Below are 19167 nucleotides of genomic sequence, written 5' to 3' on the forward strand. Positions count from 1 at the left end.
AGGGCGTCTACAACTTCTACCATAATGAACGGGTGCTGGACGCAATGCACGAAGCCGGCATTGCGGTGATTATCTGCACGCCCACCTATGCCGTCACGGCCTGGCTGGCGGCGAAACACCCGGACATTATGGTCACCACCGTCGAAGGGCAGCAGAAATATGGCCCGCGGCAAATTATGGATATCGTCAACCCGACCTTTCGGCGCTATGCCGAGAACATTATCCGTACCCTGATGGCGCACGTTCAGCATCACCCGGCGATAATCGGCTGGCAGCTGGATAACGAAACCAAGCACTACGATAATATTGGCCGCTATATGCAGGAAGGGTTCGTGCGTAGCCTGCGGGAACGGTATCCGGACCTCGACCAGCTTAACCACGATTTTGGTCTGAACTACTGGAGCAACCGCATCGACAACTGGCAGGATTTCCCGCCGGTTGAAAACACCATCAACGCCAGCCTCGCCTGCGCGTTCTCGCGCTATCAGCGCCAGCAGGTCACGGAGTATCTGGCGTGGCAGGCGGAGATCGTGCGCGAGTACGCGCAGCCGCATCAGTTTGTGACCCACAACTTTGACTTCGAATGGCGCGGCTATTCGTTCGGCGTGCAGCCACGGGTGGACCATTTCGCCGCGGCTGGCGCGCTGGATATTGCCGGGGTCGATATTTATCACCCCAGCCAGAAGCATTTAAGCGGGCGGGAAATTGCCTTCGGCGGCGCCATTACCCGCGCGCTAAAAGGCGGCAATAACTATTTCGTGCTGGAAACGCAGGCGCAAGGCTTTGCCCAGTGGACGCCGTTCCCCGGGCAACTGCGGCTCCAGGCCTTTAGCCACGTGGCGTCGGGCGCGGCGATGGTTTCCTACTGGCACTGGCACTCTATCCACAATGCATTTGAAACCTACTGGAAGGGGCTGCTGAGCCACGATTTTTCCCGCAACGCCACCTGGCAGGAAGCGACCACCATCGGCGCTGATTTCGCCCGCCTGTCGCCCCAGCTAGCCGGGCTGCGGGCGGAGAATGACGTCGCGCTGCTGATTAACAATGAAGCGATGGATGCGCTCAATCAGTTCCGCCCCGGCGACGCGCAGGGCAACGTCTATAACGATATTTTCCGCCGCTTCCACGATGCGCTGTATGACCATAACATCGCGCTGGATATCATCAACGACGTTACCGATGAGACATCGCGCTACAAAACGCTGATCGTGCCCGGCCTGTACGCCGCCGATGACGGCCTGCTCACGCGAATTAACCGCTACGTTGAGCAGGGCGGACGGGCGCTGATTGGCTTTAAGTCCGGCTTTAGCGATGAAAACGTGAAGGTGCGCCATAGCGCCCAGCCGGGCATTCTGCATAACGCCTGTGGAGTGACCTACAGCCAGTTCACGCTGCCGGAGGATGTGACCGTTGCGGCCTGTACTTCGGCCCTGGACTGCCGCGAGCATAACGCTGCCGAACTGTGGATGGAGCTGCTGACGCCAGCGCCGGGCACCCGCACGCTGCTGCGCTATCAGCATCCGGCCTGGGGCGAGTATGCGGCAGCAACCGAAGCGGACTACGGCAAAGGCCGGGCGCTATACGTGGGCTTTCTGCCGCACAAGGCGCTGATTAGCCAGCTGTTTGACGCTCTGACCGACGGGCTGACGCTCCGCTCGCGTACCTCCGCCTATCGCTATCCGTTGATTGCCAGGACTCTGCGTAACCGCAACGGCAAGCGTATTCACTTCCTGTTTAACTACAGCGGCGATAGCCAGGAGCTCCTCGCCGAAACGAGCGGCACCGAGCTGCTGAGCGGTAAATCGGTGACCCGCGGCGAGCCATTGCGTCTTAAAGGCTGGGACTTTAGTATCATCGAAAGTTAACAGAACGCGGGCGGAGGAGCTATGGAGTTAGATATCAATGCGCTTTTGCACTTCTCACCATTGATAAAAACCTTCACCTTCAACGCCTGGGTTGTTGCCGGTTTCACGCCCATTACCCGTGGTTCAAAGCTCGACTACTACATCAACCGCCCGCAGGGGATGAAGGGTTACATTATCAACCTGACCCTGCGCGGCCAGGCGCGCGCGAAAGCGGGAGAAGGGTCGCTGCTGTTTGGCGAAAACGAACTGCTGCTGTTCCCGCCCGGGGTGCCGCACCACTACGGGCGCGATGAGCACAGCGAGCACTGGGATCACCTGTGGATCTACTTTATTCCACGCCCCTACTGGGTTGACTGGCTGAAATGGGATCACACCACCCACGGTATTGGCAAAACCACGGCCAACGATCCCCAGCAGCAGCAGGCGCTGCGCGATCTGTTTTACGAAGTTATCCATCACCACAACGATACCGCGCCGCTCGCTGAAGCGCTGGCGATGAACGCTCTGGAGAGGCTGATTTTAACCTGCTTCCAGCTACAGCCCATCAGCAATCGTCACGCTCACGATCCGCGCATCAATGCCATCTGCGATTACCTGAATGAGCATATCGCTCAGGAGATGAAAATAGAGACGCTGGCGGCGATGGTTTTTCTGTCTCCTTCAAGGTTAGCGCACCTGTTTAAGAATGAGCTGGGGCAAACCATCTACGCCTGGCGCGAGATGCAGCGGGTGAACCGGGCAAAATGGCTGGTGCAGACCACCACGCTACCCTTGAACAAGGTGGCGCTGTCGGTCGGCTATAGCGACCCGGTCTACTTCACCAAGGTGTTCCGCAAACACAACGGTATTCCGCCGGGGGAGTACCGCAAACGCTATGCGGCGATGAAGGGCTAGAAACATCAACGGCTCCCTAAGGAGCCGTTTTTAATTCTACCGTGTAGTGCCTGCGCTACGCCATTTCGGTCTGGAGGCGCAGTACGTGACGGTTTACTTCAGACATCACGGAAAGGTGCTGAATGTCTCTGACTTTTGGGATAAGAATTTTGCCCTTATCAAATTCAAAAGCGCCAACGTCCTTGATATACAACCGTCCACGAAACAGGGTCTTAACATACTTGGCAACCTGAAGCGGGTTGTAGCGTTGGAAAATTTTCATTCTAATCTCCTGCGAGTACTACGCCCTAGTTGATCCACATTTGGCTTCAACGCTCCGGGGCGCAAAGTGACGTACTCGTTAACTATAGTCCATAACAACAGAGGTCCCCTATGGTAGAGGTCCTAATTTACTTTTTTATTACAATAATTCAGAACATTCTTTTCAGCTATACGACGAAGACAGTATAAGGCTTCATTTTTATGAGAATGTGTGCGTTCCTCCACAAACTGGCACCGCCTTTGCGGGAAAACTCCATTAATCGCACTTATGATTAAAACTATCGACAAAGTGGTCGGATCACCTGCATAAAAAAAGGAAAAACCATGACTCTACGTACGCTTCTGGCGGTTTCATGCCTGTTAATGCCGTTAATGGCAGCCGCACATAACTTCACAAATGGACAACGCGTTGCCGCTGTCGGCGTGGCCGATCGCGGTGAACTGATTCTCAATAATGATAAGTTTAGCTACAAAAACTGGAATAGCGCGCAGCTGCCTGGCAAAGTGCGGGTGGTGCAACATATTGCCGGACGCTCGTCGGCAAAAGAGAAAAACGCCTCGCTGGTTGAAGCGATAAAAGCCGCCAACCTGCCGCACGATCGCTACCAGACCACCACCATCGTCAACACCGATGACGCCATTCCGGGTTCATCAATGTTTGTGCGCAGCAGTATTGAAAGCAACAAGAAGCTGTTCCCGTGGTCGCAGTTTATTGTCGATAGCGACGGCGTGGTGCGCAAAGCCTGGCAGCTTGATGAAGGCAGTTCAGCGATTGTGGTGCTGGATAAAGACGGCCGCGTGCAGTGGGCAAAAGACGGTGGCCTGACGGCGGCTGAAGTGCAGCAGGTCGTGGCCCTGCTGCATAAGCTGTTGAATTAATCCAGCACAGGCTCCGGAATGCGCTGCGGCCAGCAATAGCCTTTATTCACGGCGGTCAGCAGCGCGTTCATATCCGCGTAGCGCCCTTCATTGGTTGACGAGTGCATCACCACACAGATGAGATCGCTACCGCCCGGCGCCCGGACATGAAGCAGTAAATGGTTTATCGCCTCTCCCAGCGTCCCGGTTTTCCCGCCCACAATATCACCGTTAATCTCGTCTACCATCGTCAGCGAAGTCAGAATGGTCTTTTTGCACAGACGCGCGCCGGTCAGCGCCATCGTATGGCGCCGCTTGCCCCAGATATCGGCGATCGCCGGGTAGTGTAGTGCCGCCATCCCCAAACGAGCGATATCCCGTACGCACGAGAGCTGTCCTCGGGTCGCCAGGCCGTGAGCGTTGATAAATCGGCTGTTAAACATGCCTATCGACATCGCGACACGATTCATCTGCCGCACAAAACGCTGCTGAGCATCGCCGGTAGTACCTTCAAAGCCCAACAGCCGCTCGCCCATCGCACGGGCAACAATCGTCGCCGAAACGTTACTGGAGGGAAGCAGCATATTATGCAGCGCGTCCCACAGCGTTAACGTGTCGCCTGGACGCAGGTTATTACCGGAACCCGGCGTCTCTTCGCCCTCCCGCATCGTGAGCTTTATCGTAATATCGGGCTGGATTTGCAGCGCGGTGATAATCGCTAGCAGCTTAGTGAGTGAGGCCGGCGGCTGGGGGAGCAGCGGGTTGTAAAGGAAAAGCGGTTCGCATACCGGACGGGCCATATAGCAGCCGACAGCGCGCGCGCTCAGGGTTGAGGCGAGAGCATGATTCCATTGCGCAGTCATATATCATCTCCATTGATATTGCGCTTCAGTAAGCAGAGCCGCGAGCCGTAAGCCCGCGCTCTGCCATCGGTAAATCAAAAAATCGAGACGCGGAAGCCGGGGTTCAGGAACGATTCGCGCGGGGTGTAATCCAGCGTTTTTCCCTGCCAGTCGTTAACGTGCGCACCGGCGGCGGCGGCAACCGCGTGTCCCGCCGCGGTATCCCAGATATTGGTTGGCCCGAAGCGCGGGTAAAGCTGCGCTTCGCCTTCCGCCACCAGGCAGAACTTCAGCGACGAGCCAATCGAGGCGGTGTCATGCTCGCCTAACTGCTGCAGATACTCTTTCAGCTCATCATCGTTGGCATAGTGCGAGCGGCTTACCACAACTTTTGGCGGGTTAGCGTCGCGCACCTGAATTTGCTTACGCACGCCGCACTCTTCTTTCCACGCCTTGCCGTTGGCCGCGCAGTAGAGCACCTTCAGCACCGGCGCGTACACCACGCCCAGCACCGCTTTGCCATTTTCAATCAGCGCGATGTTAACGGTGAATTCACCGTTACGCTTGATGAACTCCTTGGTGCCGTCCAGCGGGTCCACCAGCCAATAGCGCTGCCAGTGCTGGCGCACGTCCCAGCCGGGCGGATCTTCTTCCGAGAGAATCGGCACCTCCGGCGTCATCGCCTTCAGACCCTTGATAATGACGTGGTGCGCGGCGATATCGGCCGCGGTCACCGGTGAATCATCTTGCTTACTGGCGACGTCTAACGGCTGCTTGCCATCGTATACATCCATGATGGCATCGCCCGCGTCGCGCGCAAGCTGACAGACTTGTTCTAACATTTTCCACCTCGTTAAAATTACAGTGGTGTTAACTTATTGTTTTATTTATATCGTATTGCCGCGTAATCCGCTATTCCCATCATCGTTCCGGATAACTGTGAACCGCTGCCGATTTCCCGTCATGATTTTCTGGCATGATTCACACCCTCGTAAGCAACAGAAAACAAATACATTTAAATCTGTGTCTTAGATCTAAAAAAAGGATGCCTCTGATGATCAAGTTTAGCGTAACGCTCCTGGCCACGCTGATTGCCGCCAGCGTCAATGCCGCCACGGTGGACCTCCGCATCATGGAAACCACCGATCTTCATAGCAATATGATGGATTTTGATTACTACAAAGATAGCGCGACCGAGAAATTCGGCCTGGTGCGTACGGCGAGCCTGATTAACGCCGCCCGCGACGAGGTGAAGAACAGCGTGCTGGTGGATAACGGCGACGTCATTCAGGGCAGCCCGATGGGCGACTACGCGGCGGCGAAAGGGCTGAAGCACGGCGATACCCACCCGGTGTATAAAGCGATGAACCTGCTCGACTACACGGTAGGCAACCTCGGCAACCACGAATTTAACTACGGCCTGGACTATCTGCACAACGCGCTGGCTGGCGCGAAGTTCCCGTACATTAACGCCAATATCATCGACGTTAAGACCAAAAAGCCGATGTTTACCCCGTATCTGATTAAAGAGACGGAAGTGGTCGATAAAGACGGCAGCAAGCACACGCTGAAAATTGGCTACATCGGCTTTGTGCCGCCGCAAATCATGACCTGGGATAAAGCCAACCTGAGCGGCAAAGTGACGGTTAACGACATCACCGAAACCGCCCGCAAATACGTGCCGGAGATGCGCGCCAACGGTGCGGATGTGGTGGTGGTTATTGCCCACTCCGGCCTCTCCGCCGACCCGTATCAGGCGATGGCGGAAAACTCGGTTTACTACTTAAGCCAGGTGCCGGGCGTTGACGCCATCATGTTTGGCCACGCCCACGCGGTGTTCCCGAGCAAAGACTTTGCCAGCATTAAAGGCGCGGATATCGCCAAAGGGACCCTCAACGGCGTGCCGGCAGTTATGCCAGGCATGTGGGGCGATCACCTTGGCGTGGTCGATCTGGTGCTGAACAACGACAGCGGCAAATGGCAGGTCACCTCCGCCCAGGCGCAGGCGCGCCCGATTTACGATGCGGCGGCGAAGAAATCGCTGGCGGCGGAAGACCGTAAGCTGGTCGATGCGCTGAAGGCCGACCACGACGCCACGCGTGAATTCGTCAGCAAGCCGATCGGTAAATCCTCCGACAACATGTACAGCTACCTGTCGCTGGTGCAGGACGACCCGACCGTGCAGGTGGTGAACATGGCGCAGAAAGCCTACGTTGAGCACTATATTCAGGGCGATCCGGACCTGGCGAAGCTACCGGTGCTGTCTGCCGCCGCGCCGTTCAAAGTGGGCGGACGTAAGAACGATCCGGCCAGCTATGTCGAAGTGGAAAAAGGCCAGCTCACCTTCCGTAACGCCGCCGATCTTTACCTCTATCCGAACACCCTGGTGGTGGTCAAAGCCAGCGGTAAAGAGGTGAAAGAGTGGCTGGAGTGCTCCGCCGGGCAGTTCAATCAGATCGATCCGCACAGCAGCAAGCCGCAGTCGCTGATCAACTGGGACGGCTTCCGTACCTATAACTTCGACGTGATCGACGGCGTGAACTATCAGGTCGACATCACTCAGCCTGCGCGCTACGACGGTGAATGCCAGAGCGTTAACCCGACGGCCGAACGAATTAAGAACCTGACCTTCAACGGTAAGCCGATCGATCCGAATGCGACGTTCCTCGTCGCTACCAACAACTACCGCGCCTACGGCGGCAAGTTCGCGGGCACCGGCGATAGCCACATCGCCTTCGCTTCACCGGACGAGAATCGCTCGGTGCTGGCGGCATGGATTGGCGAACAGTCGAAGAAGAACGGGGAAATTCACCCGGCGGCAGACAACAACTGGCGTCTGGCCCCGATTCACAGCGACACCAAACTGGATATTCGCTTTGAAACCTCACCGTCAGAAAAAGCGGCGGCGTTTATCAAAGAGAAGGCGCAATATCCGATGAAGCAGGTGGCAACCGATGAGATTGGGTTTGCCATCTATCAGCTGGATTTGAGTCAATAAGTTCGGCGTACCTCCCGGCGTCGCTTTGCGCGGCCGGGCTACATGCCATCTTAGCCCGGCCGAGGCGTTTACGCCGACGCCGGGATTTGCTGCGCCATCACCATCGGCAAATTCACCTCAATCCAGTCTGCCAGCGCCGCCACCTTTTCGCTCACCTCTTCACCCAGAGGCGTCAGGCTATACTCAACGTGCGGCGGCACCACCGGGTAGGAAACGCGGTTAATAAAGCCGTCCTGTTCCAGCGCCTGGAGCGACTGGGCCAACATTTTTTCGCTCACGCCGCCCATTTTACGACGCAGATCGCTGAAGCGATGCGTGCCTTCGCGCAGCGCCACCAGAATCAACACGCCCCAGCGGCTGGTCACGTGTTTCAGTACGTCACGCGAAGGACAGCGCTCGGCAAACAAATTGCCGTTACGCATCTTTTGCGTCAGCGTCGGATTATTATCTTTCATACTTACCTTTTTGTACGTACTTACTAAAAGTTAGCTATGGTGTTAGCTTACCACAACACCATACGAACACGAAGGAGAATACCCATGATCGCGATTACCGGAGCCACCGGCCAGCTTGGCCAGCACGTTTTTGCTAACCTGCTTAATACCACCGCCGCCCATCAGCTGGTTGCCGTGGTTCGTAACCCGGCCAAAGCCGACGCGCTAAGTCAGAAAGGCGTTGTCGTTCGCCAGGCCGACTACGGCGACGAAGCGGCGCTGACCAGAGCGCTGCAGGGTGTCGATAAGCTGCTGATCATCTCCTCCAGCGAAGTCGGCCAGCGCGCGCCGCAGCACCGTAATATCATCAACGCCGCGAAGGCCGCGGGCGTCAAATTTATCGCCTACACCAGCCTGCTCCACGCCGATACCTCACCGCTGGGGCTGGCGGACGAGCACATCGCCACCGAAAAAATGCTCGCCGATTCCGGCATTCCTTACGCGCTGCTGCGCAATGGCTGGTATACCGAAAACTATCTGGCGAGCGTACCGCCAGCGCTGGAGCATGGCGTATTTATCGGCGCTGCCGGTGAAGGCAAAATCGCCTCCGCGACGCGCGCAGACTACGCCGCCGCCGCTGCACGCGTCATCACTGAAGAAGGCCATGCCGGTAAGGTGTACGAGCTGGCGGGTGACCACGGCTGGACGCTGAGCGAGCTGGCCGCCGAGCTGACGAAACAGAGCGGTAAGAACGTGGTTTATCAGAACCTGAGCCAGGCTGATTTTGCCGCAGCGCTGAAAAGCGTGGGCCTGCCTGATGGGCTGGCGGAGATGCTGGCAGACTCTGACGTCGGTGCGTCTAAAGGCGGCCTGTTTGACGACAGCCATACCCTCAGCAAACTGATTGGCCGCCCGAGCACTTCGCTCGCCGACAGCGTCAAAGGCATTCTGTAAGCGTTAAGATTTGGTTAAATGTGGTAGCGCCTCCGTAGGTCATCCCTGATAATGAAGGGATGGCCTACGGGGAGAATGAACGTGCAGGGCGTACCGGAACAGTTCAACGATGAGAAAGACAGCGCGCGCTTTCGCCATCTGGCGCAGGTGCCGGGCGTAGAGCTGTATCATGCGCATATTTCACGTTACGCCTTTGAACCCCACACCCACGAAGCGTTCGGCATAGGCGTGATTGAAGCCGGAGCCGAACGTTTTCGCTATCGCGGTACCCAGTACGTGGCGCCTGTCCACTCCATCGTCACCATGAACCCCGATGAGCTGCATACCGGCGAAGCGGAAACCGCCGATGGCTGGCGCTACCGGATGATTTATCTCGACCCAGACCTGCTTGAGAGCGTGACCGGCGTTAGCCACTGGTGGTTTGCCGACGCTACCCGCCACGACCCGCAGCGATCGCTGCAAATCGGCCGTCAGATCCATGCCCTGTGGCACACCGACGATCCGCTGGCGCAGAAAGGGCTGCTGCTGGATTTAATCGACACCTTCCAGCCGCTGGCCTGCCACGCGCCGGTTCTTACCGAAGGGGCGCACCGTTTCGCCCGCGTTCGCGACTATCTGTACGATAACTACATGCACCCGATTACCCTCGATGAGCTGGCGAGCGTCGCGGCGCTCAGCCCGTGGCACTTCCAGCGCCAGTTTAAAGCCCACTACCACGTTACGCCGCACCAGATGCTGATGGCGGTGCGCCTGTGGCGAGCCAAAGAGTTTCTGACCCACGGTATGCCCGCCGCCGCCGTTGCCGCCGCCACCGGCCTAACCGACCAGTCGCACCTCACCCGCGCCTTCACCCAGCGCTATGGCATTACCCCGGTACGCTATCAAAAACAGGTCGCTCGTCGCTAATCAGCAATCTCATACAATACTGAACCCGTTTCCCCTCCTACACTTTGCGCATGTTAAAACAATGTGGATGTCACGATGATTAGCGGTGTGCTGTACGCCCTGTTAGCGGGTTTAATGTGGGGGCTGATTTTTGTCGGGCCGCTGATCGTACCGGATTACCCGGCGGTATTGCAGTCGATGGGGCGCTATCTGGCGCTGGGACTGATTGCCCTGCCGCTGGCGTGGCTGGGCCGCGCGCGTCTGCGCCAGCTCACGCGCAAAGACTGGTGGACGGCGCTGGCGCTGACCATGATGGGCAACCTGATCTATTACATCTGCCTGGCGAGCGCCATTCAGCGCACCGGCGCGCCGGTGTCGACGATGATCATCGGCACATTACCGGTGGTGATACCGGTATTCGCCAACCTGCTGTACAGCCAGCGCGACGGCAAGCTTTCCTGGCTGCGGCTGATGCCCGCGCTGGTGCTGATTGGTGTGGGTCTGCTGTGCGTTAACGTCGCCGAACTGCGCCAGGGGCTACCGAACTTTAGCGGCTGGCGCTACGGCTCCGGTATTGCGCTGGCGAGCATTTCGGTGGTGTGCTGGGCGTGGTATGCGCTGCGCAACGCCCGCTGGCTGCGGGAGAACCCTCATCAGCCGCCGCTCATGTGGGCCACCGCGCAGGCGCTGGTGACGCTGCCAGTTTCTCTGGTGGGCTACGTCGCCGCCTGCATCTGGCTCAACGTACAGACGCCGGATTTTGCGCTGCCGTTCGGCCCGCGTCCGGCGGTCTTTATCGGCCTGATGATCGCCATCGCCGTGCTGTGCTCGTGGGTGGGCGCGCTGTGCTGGAACGTGGCGAGTCAGCGGCTGCCGACGGTGATCCTCGGGCCATTGATTGTCTTTGAAACGCTGGCAGGGCTGCTGTACACCTTCCTGCTGCGCCAGCAGATGCCGCCGATGTTGACCCTGAGCGGCATTGCCCTGCTGGTCATCGGCGTGGTGATTGCGGTGCGTTCAAAACCGCAGAAACCGGCGGTGGTGCCGGTTTCGGGGGATGCCTGATGGCGCTGCGCTTATCCGGCCTACAAGGACCGCACGATCTCATGTAGGCCGGATAAGGCGTTCACGCCGCCATCCGGCAAAGCGCTCGCGGTTACCTAAAAGGTTTCCCAGTTCGCTTCGGTTAACGGCGCAGCTTTCGCCGCCGGGGCGAACGCTTTCTTCACCGCGGCGGGCTGCCGCTGTGGCCGGCGGCTGATTTTGAATACCGCCACCGTCTGGTTCAGACGCGCGGCCTGCTCTTCCAGCGCCGAGGCCGCGCTGGCGGACTCTTCCACCAGCGAGGCGTTCTGCTGCGTTACGCGATCCATCTCGGCGACCGCCTGGCCTACCTGATCGATACCGCGGCTCTGCTCATCAGAAGCCGAAGCAATTTCGCCCATGATATCGCTGACGCGGGTGACCGCATTAACGATCTCCGCCATCGTCTCTCCGGCTTCATGCACCAGCGCGGAACCGGCGCTGACGCGATTGCCCGAGTCATCAATCAGCGCTTTAATCTCTTTTGCCGCCTGGGCGCTACGCTGCGCCAGCGTGCGCACTTCCCCGGCGACCACCGCAAAACCGCGCCCCTGCTCGCCCGCGCGCGCGGCTTCTACCGCGGCGTTGAGCGCCAGAATGTTGGTCTGGAAGGCGATACCGTCGATGACGTTAGTGATCTGCGCAATTTTACTGGAGCTGGCGGCAATCTCATCCATGGTTCGCACCACGCCATCCACCACGTTGCCGCCCTTCTGCGCCGTTTCCGAGGCATTGTGCGCCAGCTGCGTCGCCTGACGGGCATTGTCGGCGTTCTGTCTCACCGTCGCGGTGAGCTGCTCCATGCTGGCCGCCGTCTCTTCCAGCGACGCCGCCTGCTGCTCGGTGCGCGAGGAGAGATCGTTGCTGCCGGCTGAGATTTCGCCCGCGCCGGTATAGATGGTGTCCGCCCCTTCACGCACCACGCCCACCGTCTTCGCCAGCGCCTGCTGCATTTCATTGACGTTCCGCGCCAGCAGGGCCATTTCGTTACTGCCGTCGGTGTTGATGTCGTTGGTCAGGTCGCCTTCGGCAATATGACGAATATGCGCCATCACGCGATGCAGCGGCTTCAGCAGCACGCGCTGCATCGCGACCCAGCTCACCACAATCACCGCCACCACCAGCAGCATAATGGCCCCCAGCGTCCACAAAATACGGACATAGTCGCTTTCATTCTGCTGGATCCCGGCGTTGGTCAACGCCGCCTGCGCCGTACGCCACTCCTGGTACACTGCCTGCATGGCTTTCTGTTTCTGCTCGGCGTTCTGCTTGAACATCTCTTCCAGCTTGCCTTCCGCCAGCAGCTCGTTCATGCGCGCCAGCGTGGCGGAGTAGATGCCGTACTGTTTCTCCAGGCTGTCCGACAGGTGGCTATCCAGCCCCGGCGTTTCCGGCAGCGCATCATATTTGTCGTAGTGGCGTTTGGCCTCCGCCAGCAGATTGTTCGCCGTATCCACCAGCGTTTTCAGTTCACCGCCGTTGACGCTGCTGGCCATCGTCCCCTGGAGACGCAGCATGCCGCGGTTAAGGGTCACCCGCGCCTGGTTCAGGCTGATCCATGCATCGGTAAACTCGGCCACGTTCTGGCTGGAGAGCTGCGCGACGGTAAAGTTCTGCTTGTCGTTATTCAGTGCGCGTACAAATACGCCCGCTGAAATCATCTGCATCGCGCCCAGCGCGACCAGAACGACAATCAGTACGGTGATTACTTTTATTCTTTTAAACATCATTTGCCTTTTTGTGCAGGTGGTCGAAGTCTCACTATCGGCAGCGCCGCGGGCTTATTTAATCGATTCAGGTCCTACCAGCGCTAATCTCAATAAGATTCAGCACGTTAAAGGGGGAATAATTTTTTGTGACAGCCATCACTCAATTCCCCTCCCCATAAAGGGGTATATCATCGCCATAAAGGTGCATTTAAAATACATCTTATATTATTGATGACGAGGTAACTGCTATGGCCTTTCGCGACCAACCTTTAGGCGAGCTGGCGCTCTCCATTCCGCGCGCATCCGCGCTGTTCCGTAAATATGATATGGATTACTGCTGCGGCGGTAAGCAGACGCTTGGCCGTGCGGCCGATCGCAAAGAGCTGGACGTTGCCGTGATTGAAGCCGAGCTGGCAAAACTGGCGGAAGAGCCGGTTGAAAAAGACTGGCGCGCCGCGCCTCTGGCCGAAATCATCGACCACATCGTGGTGCGTTATCATGACCGTCACCGCGAACAACTGCCGGAACTGATCCTGCAGGCCACCAAAGTGGAACGCGTACACGCCGACAAGCCGAACGTGCCAAAAGGCCTGGCGAAATACCTGAGCATGCTGCACCAGGAGCTGTCCAGCCACATGATGAAAGAGGAGCAGATTCTGTTCCCGATGATCAAACAGGGTATGGGTAGCCAGGCGATGGGGCCGATCAGCGTGATGGAAAGCGAGCATGATGAAGCGGGCGAACTGCTGGAAGTGATCAAGCACACCACCCAGAACGTCACCATCCCGCCGGAAGCCTGCACCACCTGGAAAGCGATGTACAACGGCATCAACGAGCTGATTGACGATCTGATGGAGCACATCAGCCTCGAAAACAACGTGCTGTTCCCGCGCGCACTCAAAGGCGAATAAACTGATTCAGCGCCTCTCGATTCGGGAGGCGTTTTTTACAGCAGCCCTTTCTGGCGGAAGGTTTCTCGCGTTGCCACGTTGAGATCCAGCCTCGCTAACGCTTCGGGTTTCACCCAGGCAATCTCCTGAAACTCTTCATTAAACGTCACGTCACGATTGGCGCTCACGCAGTCGAAGATGAGATAAATCATGTAGATCTGTTCAGTGGTGCCGTCAGCGTAGGTTTTCACCCGCACGTCGTCGCGAAAGGCCCACGGCTGCACGTCGGTAATCTCCAGCGCCTCGCCCAGCTCTTCGCGAATTTCCCGCCGCAGCGCCTCTTCCATGGTTTCCCCCGGCTCCATACCGCCCCCGGAAAGCGCCCACTGACCGGGAAAAACGCCGCGGTCGTCGGCCATTTTGCACAGCAGGTATTCGCCTTCGTTTTGAATCACCGGGCAGACAATCGTTCTCTGACGCATTTGATCTCCATACGTTTTTCGTTTATGGCTTTGAAATTAGCACGTTGAGAAAAGGGGGGCTACGAGATGGGGCGCAAAAACGAAGAAAGCGCCACAATGGGCGCTTTAGGTTTCTGCCGGGTGGCGCTGCGCTTACCCGGCCTACAACAGTTGCACTCGTAGGCCCGATAAGCGAAGCGCCATCGGGCAATACGAATTACTTAGCCCGCTGATTCTTACGCAGGAACATCCACCCCAGCCCCAGCACGATGAACCAAATTGGCGTCACCATCAGCGCTTCGCGGGTGTCCGCTTCCAGCGTCAGCAGTACCAGCACGAAGGCGAAGAACGCCATGCATACCCAGCACATCACTTTGCCCAGCGGCATTTTGTAGATTGATTTCTCATGCAGGTGCGGACGCTGCTTACGGTACACCAGGTAGGAGCACAGAATAATCGTCCAGACGAACATGAACAGAATCGCCGATACGGTGGTGATCATGGTGAAGGCCGCGATCACGCTTGGGTTGACCATCAGCATCACCACGCCGCCCAGCAGGCAGATACAGGAGAAAGTCAGCCCTTTCGCCGGTACCGCACGCTTAGACAGCTTGGCGAACAGGCTCGGCGCAACGCCGTCCTGCGCCAGACCGAACAGCATACGGCTGGTAGAGAACACGCCGCTGTTGGCGGACGAGGTGGCTGACGTCAGCACCACGAAGTTGATGATGCTCGCGGCGGCCGGCAGGCCGACCAGCATGAACAGTTCAACGAACGGGCTCTTATCCGGGACCACCGAGCTCCACGGCGTGACGGACATAATCACGATCAGCGCGAAAACGTAGAACATGATGATACGAATTGGGATCGAGTTAATCGCGCGCGGCAGCGATTTCTCCGGATCTTTGGTTTCCGCGGCGGTAGTCCCCACCAGCTCGATACCCACGAAAGCGAACACCGCTATCTGGAAGCCGGCAAAGAAGCCGCTAATGCCTTTCGGGAACCAGCCGCCGTCGTTCCACAGATGGGCGAACGAGGCTTCTACGCCGGTTGGCGAGGTAAAGTGCGTCAGCACCATCACCAGGCCGACGATAATCAGCGCCACGATGGCGACGATTTTGATCATCGCAAACCAGAACTCCATCTCACCAAACATCTTCACGGTGGCGAGGTTGAGGCCCAGCAGCAGCAGGACCACCGCCAGCGAGGCGACCCAGTCGGATAGCCCGGGGAACCAGAACTGGGCGTAAGCGGTGATCGCCACAACGTCCGCCATCCCGGTCACCACCCAGCAGAACCAGTAGGTCCAGCCGGTAAAGTAGCCGGCCCACGGGCCGAGCAGGTCGGCGGCGAAGTCGCTGAACGACTTGTATTCGAGGTTGGAAAGCAGCAGTTCGCCCATCGCGCGCATCACGAAGAACAGCATAAAACCGATGATCATATAAACGAAGATGATCGACGGCCCGGCGAGACTGATGGTTTTCCCCGACCCCATAAACAGCCCGGTGCCGATAGCGCCGCCAATGGCAATAAGCTGAATATGCCGGTTAGTAAGGTTTCGCCGTAGCGACTGTTCAGCCGGCTCCTGCTCTGCGGCAGCAGCGACTTTAATCTGATCAACCATGTGATTTTCTTCCTGTTGTTTCTGTCTGTGTTGTGCGGGCTCTACTGGCCCTTTATGTCGTCATGCAAGACGATCCTGGCTATAGGATGTCTCGATATTAGGTAAGAATCGGAGGGATGAATACTATGATTTAAATATAATGTTAATTTTATGTTTAAAGTGAGTGTTATATCACCTCACCTATGGGAATTAGCTCACAAAAATACACGCAACAGCGGCATATGCAAGATTAAATCCCAGGATATATCAAACTTAAGGATTTTATATCCTCTCCCCGGGCGGAGAGAGGATAAACGCCAGAATTACAGGATTTCCAGTAACTCGACTTCAAAGACCAGGGTGCTGAACGGAGGGATAGAAGCACCCGCGCCGCGCTCGCCGTAGGCCAGGCTGTGAGGGATAGTCAGTTCCCACTTAGAGCCAACCGGCATCAGGGTCAGCGCTTCAATCCAGCCAGCGATAACGCCGTTCACCGGGAATTCAGCCGGTTCGCCGCGCGCGACGGAGCTGTCGAACACGGTACCGTCGATCAGTTTACCGGTGTAGTGCACGCGAACGTGATCGGTACGCGCCGGGATAGCGCCAGTGCCCTGGGTCAGTACGCGGAACTGCAGGCCGGATTCGGTGCTGTTCACGCCTTCTTTTTCACGGTTTTCTTCCAGGTATTTCACGCCGTCTTCCGCCATCGCGGCAAAACGCTCGCGACGCACCGCGTCAGCACGTTCGTGGATTTCACGCAGCGCACGGTGAACAACGTCAACCGGCACGGCAGGCTGCTTGCCTTCCAGCGCGTCGGCAATACCGGCAACCAGCGCTTCCGGCAGTAAACCCTGCAAACCGGACTCGCTCAGCTGCTGTCCTACCTGCAGGCCAATACCGTAGCTTGCCTGTGCTTCAATGGTGTCAAAAGTCGGGGTGGCCATCGTCTTTCCTTTCTTCGGGTATAAAGTAGCGGGCAGCATAGCAGCCACGCCGCACAGGGTAAAACTTTGTGTCAGGAAAGATGACAAATTGCCGGGAAAAAGAAACAATACAGATTGCCCATAGGATAAGATGAGAGAACGCTTTAGCACGTTCATCAGGCAGTTATCTATAATGGATAGCAATGACACGGAGCAGGAGGAAAGCCATGCCCGGGAGATTTGAACTAAAACCTTTGCTGGAGAAGATCTGGCACGCGCCGGACAATCTTCGCATCCTGGATCCGCTGCCGCTTGCGCACCGTCGCGGTGTGATTATTGCTGCCCTGGCCATAATTGTGGGTTTCCTGCTGCCTTCCACTGACGACGCCCCGACCACGCCGGTCAGCCGTTCCGCGCAGCTCGATTTTCAGTCACAGCCGCAGCCACAGCCCGACTCACGGCCCATGCACGCCGAGCTGGTGACGCCATCTAACGATTACGATCAGGTGGCGCCTGTCGCGCCGGAACCGGTGCAGGAGGATCAGCCAGACGAGCCGGCCGCCGCGCCGTCACGGACTCAGCCGTATCAGGAAAGCCGCAGCAGCAGCCCCGAATGGCGAACCTATCAGGTTGAAGCCGGAAAAACGATGGCGCAGCTGTTCCGCGATAACAATCTGCCGCCGACCGACGTCTACGCCATGGCGCAGGTGGAAGGTGCGGGCAAGCCGCTGAGCAACCTCAAGAATGGCCAGCAGGTACAGATTCGTAAGAACGCCAACGGCGTCGTGACCGGGCTGACCATTGAATCCGATAATGGGCAGGTGCTGTTTACCCGCCAGGCGGACGGTAGCTTTATTCGCGCCCGCTAGCCGCGCAGAGTGCCGGATGGCGGCTTCGCCTTATCCGGCCTGCAAAACCGTGACGTTTGCCTGATACGCGTAGCGCCATCAGGCATTACCGCTTGATCTTATTCACCCACCAAATCCCCGAGCACACCAGCACCAGCGCAATGGCGTATTTCCATTCGAGGATATTTTCCCCGAGGAAAATCGCCGACAGCACCGAGCCCGACACCGGGATCAGGAAGTTAAACGGCGCAATCATCCCCACCCGGTTGTACTTCAGCAGGATACTCCACAGCGCAAACGCCACCGAGGAGAGCAGCGTCAGATAGCCGAGAATCGCCACCGACGAGAAGCCGTGGAAGGTCAGCGTGCCGCCGCTCAGGTAGCCGCCAATTACCAGCGCCAGGCCGCCGATCCCCAGCTGATAGCCGGTCATCACCGTCGGGTCGACCGTCTGGGAAATGCGCTTACCGTACAGCGAGGCCGCCGACAGGATAAACGCCGCCAGCACCACCGAACCGTCGCCGAGCAGGCTAAAGCTGAAGTCCAGCAGGCCGCTGTTGAAGTTCACCACCATCACCCCGGCGAAACCGAGAATACAGCCGAGCGTTTTGTTATAGCTGAGCTTGTCGTTCTGGTAGATAAAGTGTGCCAGCAGCACGCTGAAGAAGGTGCCGGTGGCGTTCATAATCGACCCTTTCACCCCGGTGGTGAAGGCGAGGCCAATGTAGAAGAAAATGTACTGTAGCGAGGTCTGCGTGAGGCCGAGCAGCGTGAGCTGGCCGAACTGACGCGGGCTCAGGCGCGCGACCGGCTTGTGCTGGGCCATCGCCAGCAGCAACAGCAGCAGACCGGCAAACAGGAAGCGGTAGCCGGCAAAGACAATCTTGGTCGGGATGTCATCGGCGGCAATCTGGAACAGCTCGTAGCCGCTCTTGATAGCCGGGTAGGCGCTCCCCCACAGCAGACAGCAGAAGGCGGCGCAGAGGTAAACAACGTTCTTACGGGAAAATAGCGGATGCTGGCGGAGAGTGTCCATTCTTTCACCAAAAATTAAAATATTGTTTTAATTTTATGATTATCGCGAAAGGGACGAAAAATAGCCAGTTGAAAAGCGGTGGGCCAGAAAAGCAAAACGCCGGCACGAGGCCGGCGTCTTGGTGTTATCAAAACGTGGGTTGCAGATTACTCAGCAACAACGTTGATGATAACTTTAGCAAACACTTCGCTGTGAACCTGGAAGTCCACTTCGTGCTCACCAGTGGTACGCAGAACGCCGTTCGGCAGACGAACTTCGCTCTTCGCAACTTTAACGCCAGCTGCAGTTACAGCGTCAGCGATGTCGCGAGTACCGATGGAACCGAACAGTTTACCTTCGTCGCCAGCTTTAGACGCGATGGTTACGGATTCCAGTGCGTTGATCTGCGCAGCACGAGCTTCAGCAGCAGACAGAACGTCAGCCAGTTTGGCTTCCAGTTCAGCGCGGCGTGCTTCGAAGAATTCAACGTTTTTCTTGGTAGCAGGAACAGCTTTACCCTGCGGGACCAGGAAGTTACGAGCGTAGCCCGCTTTAACGTTAACCTGATCACCCAGGCTACCCAGGTTTGCTACTTTATCAAGCAGAATAACTTGCATTACCTTATCCTCTCAAAGTCGTATTAA

Annotated in this window: 19 protein-coding genes; 9 read left to right on the forward strand and 10 right to left on the reverse strand. The window is 57.5% G+C overall.

What is annotated here, in order from left to right; all coding sequences use genetic code 11:
* Window positions 1-1865: beta-galactosidase (locus ACK5JN_RS23065; RefSeq protein WP_416872278.1), on the forward strand; the 1865-nt coding region annotated here is incomplete at its 5' end.
* A 21-nt stretch (window positions 1866-1886) separates the two neighbouring features.
* Window positions 1887-2759 carry an arabinose operon transcriptional regulator AraC gene (gene araC, locus ACK5JN_RS23070; RefSeq protein WP_416872279.1) on the forward strand — a complete coding sequence of 291 codons (873 nt, stop codon included), beginning with the start codon at window positions 1887-1889 and terminating at the stop codon, window positions 2757-2759.
* A gap of 55 nt (window positions 2760-2814) precedes the next feature.
* On the opposite strand, the gene ACK5JN_RS23075 is transcribed toward araC, so the two are convergent.
* Window positions 2815-3021: a DUF1107 domain-containing protein gene (locus tag ACK5JN_RS23075; RefSeq protein WP_064546918.1), complete on the reverse strand. Its 207-nt coding sequence runs from the start codon at window positions 3019-3021 to the stop codon at window positions 2815-2817.
* Between the two features lie 323 nt (window positions 3022-3344).
* Between ACK5JN_RS23075 and ACK5JN_RS23080 the strand changes: the two genes are divergently transcribed.
* Window positions 3345-3899, forward strand: coding sequence for a YtfJ family protein (locus ACK5JN_RS23080; RefSeq protein ID WP_416872280.1), 555 nt, complete (start codon window positions 3345-3347; stop codon window positions 3897-3899).
* On the opposite strand, the gene ACK5JN_RS23085 is transcribed toward ACK5JN_RS23080, so the two are convergent.
* On the reverse strand, window positions 3896-4741 hold the full coding sequence (locus tag ACK5JN_RS23085) for a D-alanyl-D-alanine carboxypeptidase family protein (RefSeq protein ID WP_416872281.1): 846 nt from the start codon (window positions 4739-4741) through the stop codon (window positions 3896-3898). The two genes, ACK5JN_RS23080 and ACK5JN_RS23085, sit on opposite strands and share 4 nt — an antisense overlap.
* Window positions 4742-4815: 74 nt before the next feature.
* Window positions 4816-5562 carry a 3'(2'),5'-bisphosphate nucleotidase CysQ gene (cysQ, locus tag ACK5JN_RS23090; RefSeq protein WP_416872282.1) on the reverse strand — a complete coding sequence of 249 codons (747 nt, stop codon included), beginning with the start codon at window positions 5560-5562 and terminating at the stop codon, window positions 4816-4818.
* 212 nt (window positions 5563-5774) lie between these two features.
* On the opposite strand from cysQ, the gene cpdB reads away from it, so the two are divergent.
* Window positions 5775-7718 carry a 2',3'-cyclic-nucleotide 2'-phosphodiesterase gene (gene cpdB, locus ACK5JN_RS23095; RefSeq protein ID WP_416872283.1) on the forward strand — a complete coding sequence of 648 codons (1944 nt, stop codon included), beginning with the start codon at window positions 5775-5777 and terminating at the stop codon, window positions 7716-7718.
* Window positions 7719-7786: 68 nt separating this feature from the next.
* Here cpdB and ACK5JN_RS23100 read toward each other — a convergent pair whose 3' ends face one another.
* Window positions 7787-8173, reverse strand: a complete 387-nt coding sequence (locus tag ACK5JN_RS23100; RefSeq protein ID WP_416872284.1) for a winged helix-turn-helix transcriptional regulator — start codon at window positions 8171-8173, stop codon at window positions 7787-7789.
* An 84-nt stretch (window positions 8174-8257) separates the two neighbouring features.
* On the opposite strand from ACK5JN_RS23100, the gene ACK5JN_RS23105 reads away from it, so the two are divergent.
* The 3 genes from ACK5JN_RS23105 (at window position 8258) to ACK5JN_RS23115 (ending at window position 11056) form a co-directional block, all read left to right on the forward strand.
* Window positions 8258-9106 carry an SDR family oxidoreductase gene (locus ACK5JN_RS23105; protein WP_416872285.1) on the forward strand — a complete coding sequence of 283 codons (849 nt, stop codon included), beginning with the start codon at window positions 8258-8260 and terminating at the stop codon, window positions 9104-9106.
* A gap of 81 nt (window positions 9107-9187) precedes the next feature.
* Window positions 9188-10012, forward strand: a complete 825-nt coding sequence (locus ACK5JN_RS23110; RefSeq protein WP_416872293.1) for an AraC family ligand binding domain-containing protein — start codon at window positions 9188-9190, stop codon at window positions 10010-10012.
* Window positions 10013-10087: 75 nt separating this feature from the next.
* Complete coding sequence (locus ACK5JN_RS23115; RefSeq protein ID WP_416872286.1) at window positions 10088-11056, forward strand: DMT family transporter; 969 nt, start codon at window positions 10088-10090, stop codon at window positions 11054-11056.
* Window positions 11057-11151: 95 nt separating this feature from the next.
* Here ACK5JN_RS23115 and ACK5JN_RS23120 read toward each other — a convergent pair whose 3' ends face one another.
* A complete protein-coding gene (locus ACK5JN_RS23120; protein WP_416872294.1) occupies window positions 11152-12801 on the reverse strand; it encodes a methyl-accepting chemotaxis protein in 1650 nt (549 codons plus the stop codon).
* Window positions 12802-13031: 230 nt separating this feature from the next.
* Here ACK5JN_RS23120 and ytfE point away from each other — a divergent pair, with 230 nt between their 5' ends.
* Complete coding sequence (gene ytfE / locus ACK5JN_RS23125; protein ID WP_416872287.1) at window positions 13032-13694, forward strand: iron-sulfur cluster repair protein YtfE; 663 nt, start codon at window positions 13032-13034, stop codon at window positions 13692-13694.
* 35 nt (window positions 13695-13729) lie between these two features.
* Here ytfE and nudI read toward each other — a convergent pair whose 3' ends face one another.
* The 3 genes from nudI to fklB form a co-directional block, all read right to left on the reverse strand.
* Window positions 13730-14155, reverse strand: coding sequence for a nucleoside triphosphatase NudI (gene nudI / locus ACK5JN_RS23130; protein ID WP_416872288.1), 426 nt, complete (start codon window positions 14153-14155; stop codon window positions 13730-13732).
* Window positions 14156-14351: 196 nt separating this feature from the next.
* Complete coding sequence (gene cycA, locus ACK5JN_RS23135) at window positions 14352-15758, reverse strand: D-serine/D-alanine/glycine transporter (RefSeq protein WP_416872289.1); 1407 nt, start codon at window positions 15756-15758, stop codon at window positions 14352-14354.
* Between the two features lie 302 nt (window positions 15759-16060).
* Window positions 16061-16681, reverse strand: coding sequence for an FKBP-type peptidyl-prolyl cis-trans isomerase (gene fklB, locus ACK5JN_RS23140; RefSeq protein WP_416872290.1), 621 nt, complete (start codon window positions 16679-16681; stop codon window positions 16061-16063).
* A gap of 206 nt (window positions 16682-16887) precedes the next feature.
* On the opposite strand from fklB, the gene ACK5JN_RS23145 reads away from it, so the two are divergent.
* Entirely contained in the window at window positions 16888-17529 is a 642-nt protein-coding gene (locus tag ACK5JN_RS23145; protein ID WP_416872291.1) for a LysM-like peptidoglycan-binding domain-containing protein, read from the forward strand.
* An 85-nt stretch (window positions 17530-17614) separates the two neighbouring features.
* Here the strand turns inward: ACK5JN_RS23145 and ACK5JN_RS23150 are convergent, their stop codons facing one another.
* Window positions 17615-18544: a DMT family transporter gene (locus ACK5JN_RS23150; protein ID WP_416872292.1), complete on the reverse strand. Its 930-nt coding sequence runs from the start codon at window positions 18542-18544 to the stop codon at window positions 17615-17617.
* 146 nt (window positions 18545-18690) lie between these two features.
* Window positions 18691-19140 (reverse strand): 50S ribosomal protein L9, encoded by a 450-nt coding sequence (gene rplI / locus ACK5JN_RS23155; RefSeq protein ID WP_064546889.1) that lies wholly within the window; start codon window positions 19138-19140, stop codon window positions 18691-18693.
* Window positions 19141-19167: the final 27 nt, after the last annotated feature.

This window comes from Kluyvera sp. (genome assembly GCF_047971185.1).
In the GTDB taxonomy this organism is placed as follows: Bacteria; Pseudomonadota; Gammaproteobacteria; order Enterobacterales; family Enterobacteriaceae; genus Kluyvera.

Coding starts and splice junctions, on each gene's coding strand:
- araC (WP_416872279.1), top strand. CDS start 1,887: ATGGAGTTAGATATCAATGCGCTTTTGCACTTCTCACCATTGATAAAA.
- ACK5JN_RS23075 (WP_064546918.1), bottom strand. CDS start 3,021: ATGAAAATTTTCCAACGCTACAACCCGCTTCAGGTTGCCAAGTATGTT.
- ACK5JN_RS23080 (WP_416872280.1), top strand. CDS start 3,345: ATGACTCTACGTACGCTTCTGGCGGTTTCATGCCTGTTAATGCCGTTA.
- ACK5JN_RS23085 (WP_416872281.1), bottom strand. CDS start 4,741: ATGACTGCGCAATGGAATCATGCTCTCGCCTCAACCCTGAGCGCGCGC.
- cysQ (WP_416872282.1), bottom strand. CDS start 5,562: ATGTTAGAACAAGTCTGTCAGCTTGCGCGCGACGCGGGCGATGCCATC.
- cpdB (WP_416872283.1), top strand. CDS start 5,775: ATGATCAAGTTTAGCGTAACGCTCCTGGCCACGCTGATTGCCGCCAGC.
- ACK5JN_RS23100 (WP_416872284.1), bottom strand. CDS start 8,173: ATGAAAGATAATAATCCGACGCTGACGCAAAAGATGCGTAACGGCAAT.
- ACK5JN_RS23105 (WP_416872285.1), top strand. CDS start 8,258: ATGATCGCGATTACCGGAGCCACCGGCCAGCTTGGCCAGCACGTTTTT.
- ACK5JN_RS23115 (WP_416872286.1), top strand. CDS start 10,088: ATGATTAGCGGTGTGCTGTACGCCCTGTTAGCGGGTTTAATGTGGGGG.
- ACK5JN_RS23120 (WP_416872294.1), bottom strand. CDS start 12,801: ATGTTTAAAAGAATAAAAGTAATCACCGTACTGATTGTCGTTCTGGTC.
- ytfE (WP_416872287.1), top strand. CDS start 13,032: ATGGCCTTTCGCGACCAACCTTTAGGCGAGCTGGCGCTCTCCATTCCG.
- nudI (WP_416872288.1), bottom strand. CDS start 14,155: ATGCGTCAGAGAACGATTGTCTGCCCGGTGATTCAAAACGAAGGCGAA.
- cycA (WP_416872289.1), bottom strand. CDS start 15,758: ATGGTTGATCAGATTAAAGTCGCTGCTGCCGCAGAGCAGGAGCCGGCT.
- fklB (WP_416872290.1), bottom strand. CDS start 16,681: ATGGCCACCCCGACTTTTGACACCATTGAAGCACAGGCAAGCTACGGT.
- ACK5JN_RS23145 (WP_416872291.1), top strand. CDS start 16,888: ATGCCCGGGAGATTTGAACTAAAACCTTTGCTGGAGAAGATCTGGCAC.
- ACK5JN_RS23150 (WP_416872292.1), bottom strand. CDS start 18,544: ATGGACACTCTCCGCCAGCATCCGCTATTTTCCCGTAAGAACGTTGTT.
- rplI (WP_064546889.1), bottom strand. CDS start 19,140: ATGCAAGTTATTCTGCTTGATAAAGTAGCAAACCTGGGTAGCCTGGGT.